The sequence below is a fragment of the Methanobrevibacter sp. genome (assembly GCF_045577275.1).
Lineage (GTDB): Archaea > Methanobacteriota > Methanobacteria > Methanobacteriales > Methanobacteriaceae > Methanobrevibacter.
On the sequence record NZ_JAZNIB010000011.1, the window covers coordinates 1 to 6,846 of the forward strand.

Annotated in this window: 6 protein-coding genes; 2 read left to right on the forward strand and 4 right to left on the reverse strand. The window is 31.1% G+C overall.

Annotated elements, in window-relative coordinates; genetic code table 11:
- Positions 1–228: 228 nt before the first annotated feature.
- The gene (locus tag ACKI67_RS00305; protein WP_407461383.1) at positions 229–1,053 is read right to left on the reverse strand and encodes a transporter substrate-binding domain-containing protein; all 825 of its coding nucleotides are present in this window, start codon (positions 1,051–1,053) and stop codon (positions 229–231) included.
- Positions 1,054–1,400: 347 nt separating this feature from the next.
- Between ACKI67_RS00305 and ACKI67_RS00310 the strand changes: the two genes are divergently transcribed.
- Positions 1,401–2,867, forward strand: coding sequence for a sodium-dependent transporter (locus ACKI67_RS00310; RefSeq protein WP_407461384.1), 1,467 nt, complete (start codon positions 1,401–1,403; stop codon positions 2,865–2,867).
- Positions 2,868–2,992: 125 nt separating this feature from the next.
- Here ACKI67_RS00310 and serS read toward each other — a convergent pair whose 3' ends face one another.
- The 3 genes from serS to ACKI67_RS00325 all read right to left on the reverse strand — a co-directional run bounded on the left by serS (position 2,993) and on the right by ACKI67_RS00325 (position 6,004).
- A complete protein-coding gene (gene serS / locus ACKI67_RS00315; RefSeq protein ID WP_407461385.1) occupies positions 2,993–4,270 on the reverse strand; it encodes a serine--tRNA ligase in 1,278 nt (425 codons plus the stop codon).
- A 183-nt stretch (positions 4,271–4,453) separates the two neighbouring features.
- Positions 4,454–5,332 carry a radical SAM mobile pair protein B gene (locus ACKI67_RS00320; RefSeq protein WP_407461386.1) on the reverse strand — a complete coding sequence of 293 codons (879 nt, stop codon included), beginning with the start codon at positions 5,330–5,332 and terminating at the stop codon, positions 4,454–4,456.
- 42 nt (positions 5,333–5,374) lie between these two features.
- Positions 5,375–6,004, reverse strand: a complete 630-nt coding sequence (locus ACKI67_RS00325; RefSeq protein ID WP_407461387.1) for a hypothetical protein — start codon at positions 6,002–6,004, stop codon at positions 5,375–5,377.
- 158 nt (positions 6,005–6,162) lie between these two features.
- Between ACKI67_RS00325 and comB the strand changes: the two genes are divergently transcribed.
- Positions 6,163–6,846: 2-phosphosulfolactate phosphatase (gene comB, locus ACKI67_RS00330; protein WP_407461388.1), on the forward strand; the 684-nt coding region annotated here is incomplete at its 3' end.

Here is a 6,846-nt window from a genome sequence, read left to right on the forward strand (position 1 = left end):
TTTTTTTATATTTTCTATTATTTTCTATTTTTAAAAATTAATATTAAAATGAGTCAAAATTTTCTTTTTTTTCTATTTTAAATTTTAATTAAAATGAGATTACTAATTTAAAAAAGTTATAAAAAATAAGATGCTATTTAAAAAAAAAGTTATAAAAAATAAGATCGGTAATTTTATAAAATAATGAATTCAATTTAAAAAAAAAGTTTTAGAGAAAAATTAATTTCTCTAATTAGGATAAATTACTCCTTCAGGAACACCATACTTTTCATATTTTTGAGCGATTCTTTTAACAGTTCCATCGTCATACATATCATTTAAGGTGTCCTGAACTTGATTTTTTAAGCCTTCATCGCCTTTTCCAAATGCTACACCATATACCTCATCGGAAAGTGGCTGATCCAATACTTTAGCATCAGTGAATTTCTCAGTAACCATATACTTTCCTAAACAGCTGTCGATGATGATTACATCACATACACCTGCTTCCAAATCCATAAATGCAGTATCGTATCCATCCACTTCATTAATTTTAGCAAATGTTTTGTTCAAGGTTTCATTTTCTGCAATGGTTTTCAAGATTGAACTTCCTTGTTGAACTTCCAATGTTGTTCCATTCAATTCATCAATTGAGTCAATTCCTGAATCTCCCCTTACGATGACAAGCTTGGTATTGTTGAAGTAAGGTTCTGTCCATGTATAGTCATCTTCACGACCGTTTATGGTAAATTCACTCCAAATGCAGTCAACTTCTCGGCTATCCAATTCAAATTTTTTAGTATTCCAATCTATAATCGGTTGTGCCTTGAATGTCCAATTGTTCCTTTCAGCAACTTCCTGAGCAAGTTCAAGGTCAAATCCTGTATACTCACCATTAGAATCCACATATCCAAATGGTGGGAATTGACTATTGAAACCGACAACGAAGGTATTATCAGGATTATCATTCAATACATCGAAACCATCAAGGAAATCGAAGAATCCTGCACTTACACAACCTATCATTAAAAATATTGATAATAAAATTGATATAAATATGATTGATTTTTTCATGTGCTACCTCCAAAAGACTAAGATATGAATGATTAAAGAGAATTGAGAAATCTCTTAAGATTATACTTTATATCTTAGAATAAGGTTAAAAATATAATTAAAATATTATTAAAAAATATTTTTTATTTATTCTATTTAAACTCTTTATTATCCTTTCTTTATAAAGTTTTGTAGACGAACCTTAATCCTGTTAAGGAAAAACTGAACTCTGCTATACAAATAAGCCCAATTCCTTGAAATTAAAGAAAATTTTCATAACAATTATATAAAAAAAGACATAAACCTTTAATTGATTTAAATAAATTAAATAAATTAATATTTTAATCTATTTTTAACAAAGTGATAAAATGAGCGATAATTCTAGCTGGAGTTCAATAAAGACATTCTTGCTTGCAATGATTGGTCTTACAATTGGTATAGGAAACATATGGCGTTTCAGTTATGTATTCTATAGCAATGGAGGAGGATCATTCTTTATTCCTTACATCATAGCAATCATTGTAATGGGATTGCCATTCTTGATATTGGAATATGGCTTAGGATATCACTTCAAAGAGAGTTTCTCAAAATTATTGCATGACATAAATCCAAAATTTGAGATAATCGGTTGGATGCTTGTTCTCTTTGTATTCGTTGTTGTAATCTATTATATGGTTATCTTGAGTTGGGATTTGGTATACTTTTTAAACAGCTTTACATTCGGATGGGGAACTGATCCATCAGCATTTTTCGCTGCAAATGTTGGAGGTTCCTCTAATTTAAGTGGAATCATTTCCATAATATTGCCAACTTTCCTTTGCAGCATAATCCTATGGGCATTATTCTGGTTTGTTTCAAATAGGGATATTGATGAGGGTATCGGCAGAGTTTCAAGAATTCTAATGCCATTGCTTTTCATCATAATGTCATTTATCCTTATCTATTCATTTACATTACCTGGCTTTAAATTAGGATTGACTACATTGCTTACCCCTAATTGGGCAATGCTATTTGACATCAATGTTTGGCTTGCAGCATTCGCTCAGATAATATTCTCATTAAGCATAGGGCAGGCTATGGTTTATACCTATGCAAGCTATTTATCTGAAAAAACAAGATTGATAGATAATGTCTTTATGGTTGTGGTGGCTAATTGCCTTTATGAGATTTTTGTTGCATTTGGAATATTTTCCATTTTAGGATACATGTCTGTAACAAGCTCAATTCCTATAACTGAATTGATCAGTGATGGAACAAGCCTAATATTTATCGTTCTTCCAGAAGTCTTTGAAGTTATGGGACCTATTGGAAGAATAATAGCTCCATTATTATTGGTATCAATTCTATTTGCAGGATTTACCTCCTCATTGGCATTATTTGAACCGTTATTATCTTCCATTTGTGAAAAATTCAATTGGTCTCGTAAAAAAGGAGTTACTGTATTAACCATAATAGCATGTTTAGGTTCATTGCTCTTTTCAACTGGAATAAGCTGTTATTTGGTTGAAATAGTTGACACCTTTGTAAATGAGTTTGGAATTCTAATTCTAATAGCTGTCCAAGCAATAATATTTACATGGTATTATGATGTTGATGAGGTTATTCCAGTATTAAATGAAAATTCAGCAATCACAGTTGGAAAGAAATGGAAATTCACCTTAAAATACATACTTCCATTGATGTTGATTGTCATGTGGATTATAGGTGTTGTGCATATAATCTACAATGCAGATCCATTTAAGGTTGGAATTTATCTTTTAATCACATTTGCAGTGGTTATTTTGTCAATATTCCTAACTAAAGCCCATGCAAGAAAAGCAGAAGATAATATATAAAAATAGGCAAAATCAAGATTTATAAAAAAAAGTAATTCTAAAAATGGATTGATTGAATTAAAAAAATCGTAAAATAATTAATAAAAATTAATTAATAAAAAAAGAATAAAAAGCAAAGAATAAATTTATTCTTTAGCTTCAATAACTGTTTTTCCTCCCATGTAATGTACCAATACCTCAGGGACTTTTATGCTTCCATCAGCTTGTTGATAGTTTTCCAAAATACAACAGATGGTTCTTTCAGTAGCAATAGCTGTACTGTTTAAAGTGTGCAATATTTGAGCATCTCCAGAACCTGCTCTACCATATCTTGTTTTTGTTTTACGAGCTTGATAATCCTTACAGTTGGTACAGCTTACCAATTCTCTAAATGCACCGGAACCTGGGAACCAAGCTTCAAGGTCGTATTTGATTGCAGCATTATCGTTTAAAGCTGAGGATACAATAGCTATGACTTGGTATGGAAGACCTAATTTTTGATAGATTCTTTCAGTTACTTCCATTAAATGGTCATGTTGTTTTCTTGAATCTTCAGGAGTGGAGAAAATGAACTGTTCAATCTTTTCAAATTGGTGAACTCTAAAGATTCCTAAAGTATCTTTACCATGAGATCCCGCTTCTTTTCTAAAGCAGGTTGAAAGTGCACAGTATCTTAATGGCAAGTCTTCAGGGTTGATGATTTCATTTCTGTGAAGTGCTGCCAAGGTCTGTTCAGCAGTTGCAATCAAGTACATATCTTCATTTTCAACTTTGTATAATGTTTCTTCAAACTCACCAAGTTCTGAGGTTTCAGCTGCAACTTCCCCTTTTACAAAGAAAGGAGTTTGCATTGGAATGTAGCCTTCAGCCTCAAGTTCAGAAAGTGCAAATTGAATCAATGCCAAGTTCAAATGCAAGATGTCTCTTTTCAAGTAGTAAAATCTTGCACCTGCAATGCTTGCTGCAGTTTCAAGGTCTGCTCCATCGATTTTATTGATTAAATCAACGTGATTCAACATTTCAAAGTCAGGCTCTGGAATTTCACCATAAGTTCTGACGACAACATTGTCATCTTCAGTATCTGAAATTGGAACATCCTCATCGATGATGTTTCCTACTTTGTATCTGTAATCATCTCTAAGAGCAAGGTATTCTGCATTTTTAGCGCTTAACTCTTTAATTTCGTTAGCCACTTCCTTGGATTTTGCAATGACCTCTTCAATATTGCCTTCCTGTTTAGCTTTTTTAAATGATTTGGATAATTTGTTTTTCTCTGCTCTTAAAGAGTTTAATCTTCTTTCACCTTCTCTCCATAAGGTGTCATATTCAATAACTTTCTCTGCATTTTCTGTGCTTCTAAATCTTTTCTTCTCAGAGTCAAATATCAATTCAGGATTTTCTCTGAACAATTTAATGTCTAACACTGTTTATTCTCCTTTTAAATGAATAAATAATAAAGTAAATATAATTTCAGCAGTCATAAATTTTATCAAAAAATTTTATCATAAAATTTTTATTAATAAATGATATATCTTTTTTATTTAATAATTATTTTGATTAAAAAAAGTATTTCACTAATTTTCGAAAATTAGTGATTGAATTTAAATCTATTTTCTCCTTTTTGAAGATTGCCTTATCTTTTCATGATAGAAATAATTTATTATGATTGGATTTTCATTAGGACTTTTGATAAAAGGCTCCTCATCGATCATATACATGAAATCATTTTCCTTTGCATAAGCACTGATTTCATCATCCAATTCTTTCCAATAGGACAAGTCCTTATAAGTATATATTTCTTTATAAAGAGGCATCAATTCAGGATATTTCAAATCAATATAATCAAAAATGGTCTTTTTATATCCTCCTCTCAAATTAAGATTTTCAAGCCAAACATAATCACAAAAAGCACTGATTTCCTCAATTATTCCAATAGGATCTGTTATTTCAGGAAAAATAGGGGATATGAAACAGGTTGTCCTTATGCCTTCTTTGTGAAACCTCTTCATGGCTTTGATTCTATCCTTGATTGATGGGGCATCATCCATATCATCCTTAAAATCTTCATCGAGAGTATTGATGGACCAAGAAACCAAAGGGTCATTGAATGTTTTTATCAAATCCAAATCTCTGCACACCAAGTCTGATTTTGTAGTGATAATCAGATTAATGTCAGATTCCCTCAATTCCTCTAACAATTGACGAGTTCTGCAGAATTCCTCTTCACATTGATTGTATCCATCAGTTACAGAACCTACAATAACATTTTCTCCAGAATACTTTTGAGGATTCTTTATAGGTTTCCAATACTTTACATCAATGAAAGTTCCCCATTTTTCCTTATGACCAGTGAATCTTTTCATAAAATCCGCGTAACAGTATTTGCAGGCATGAGGACATCCTACATATGTATTTGCAGTATAACCTGCAATCGGGAGATTTGATTTAGATAATATTGATTTTACATCCTTTTCTTTAATAATCATAATACCACCTGTGAAAAATTTTAAAAATATATTTCTTTTGTTTTAGATCTCTTCAATCAAAATGGAATATCTTGATTCAGCCTTTAGTATTGGGTCTTTTGAGATATTATTGTGACTTAATATCTTTATTGATTTATACTCATCAGAGCCTAAATCCTCTCTTTTTAAAACCTCTTCTTCCAAATAATCAGGATAAACCAAATAATCAAAATCCTTTTCCAATTTAGTATAATCCCCCTTATCATATTTGAAATCAATAACAGTTGCTCCAATATCTGAAACCAAATCCTTTAGGAATTCTGAATAGACCTTTACTTTTTTATCCTTATTTGAATCTCTTATCTTATTGAATTCCTCTTCACTCAAAAGGGCATATTTAATGTCTTCATCAATATTTTCATAATTTTTAAAAATAGCTTCAATCTCTTCATCACCAATGGCTTTTTCAATCAAATTCTTTTCAAAAAGACAATTAGATACGATTTTAATGCTTTCTTTTATCTGAGAGAATGTATTTATTTTGATTGCTAATGAATCCATTTTCACTTTACTTTCTGAAAGCAAAATGGCAAAATCCCCCTCTTCCTCATCTGGAAATCTGTTTACTTTAAATTCATTTAATCCTGCCCAATCCACTATTTGCTTACACATTGGAGTTGTAACAACTATCATAATATTCCTCAATAAGATAAAAAACTATTAATCCTTTATTTTTTCAATTTAAATTATTAGAACTTAATTTTAATACTTATTATTTAATTCTTATTAAATATTATATATCACTAAATATAAAAATTATTATAATCAAACATTGATTTTGAGGCTAAAAAGTGAAAGTAAGTTTAAGTTTTGAAAAGGGTTATTCTAAAGATCTTTCCATTATGGTTGATGCATTAAGAGCAAGCACTACAATCACAATTGCTTTAGATAAGTTTAAGGAAATCTATCCAGTATACACTCCCGAAGAAGCAATTGAAATAGCTCAAAAGAAAAATGCCGCTTTAGCTGGTGAGAGAACCGGCAGAACAATTGAAGGATTTGAACTTGGAAACTCACCTGGTGAAATGAAAGAGTATGATGGTGAGAAGGATTCACTGGTTCTTACAACCACCAATGGAGTTAGAGTTCTGGAAAATATGGATGCTGAAACCATCTTAATCGGATCTTTCATCAATGCCAAAGCTTGTGCAAAGGCAGCTTGTGAACTTGCAACAGAACATATTGAACTGGTTATGGGCGGTTTCGAAAGAACCTTTGCAATAGAAGACTTTTTGGCTGCGGGTGAAATAATGTACTGGATTCAAGAAGAGTTGGGCAAACAAAACAAATTGGATATTGATGATATAGATTATTTCAAAGAGGAAACCGGAATAACAGAATATGCACTTTCAGCCATTTTAGCAAGTAGAAATGGAGAATTGGTGGAGAAAAACTCCATTAAGTCAAAATCAGGACGTCGCCTTTCATATTTAGGCTATGAAGATGATGTCAAGCTATGTGTTCAAAGAAACATC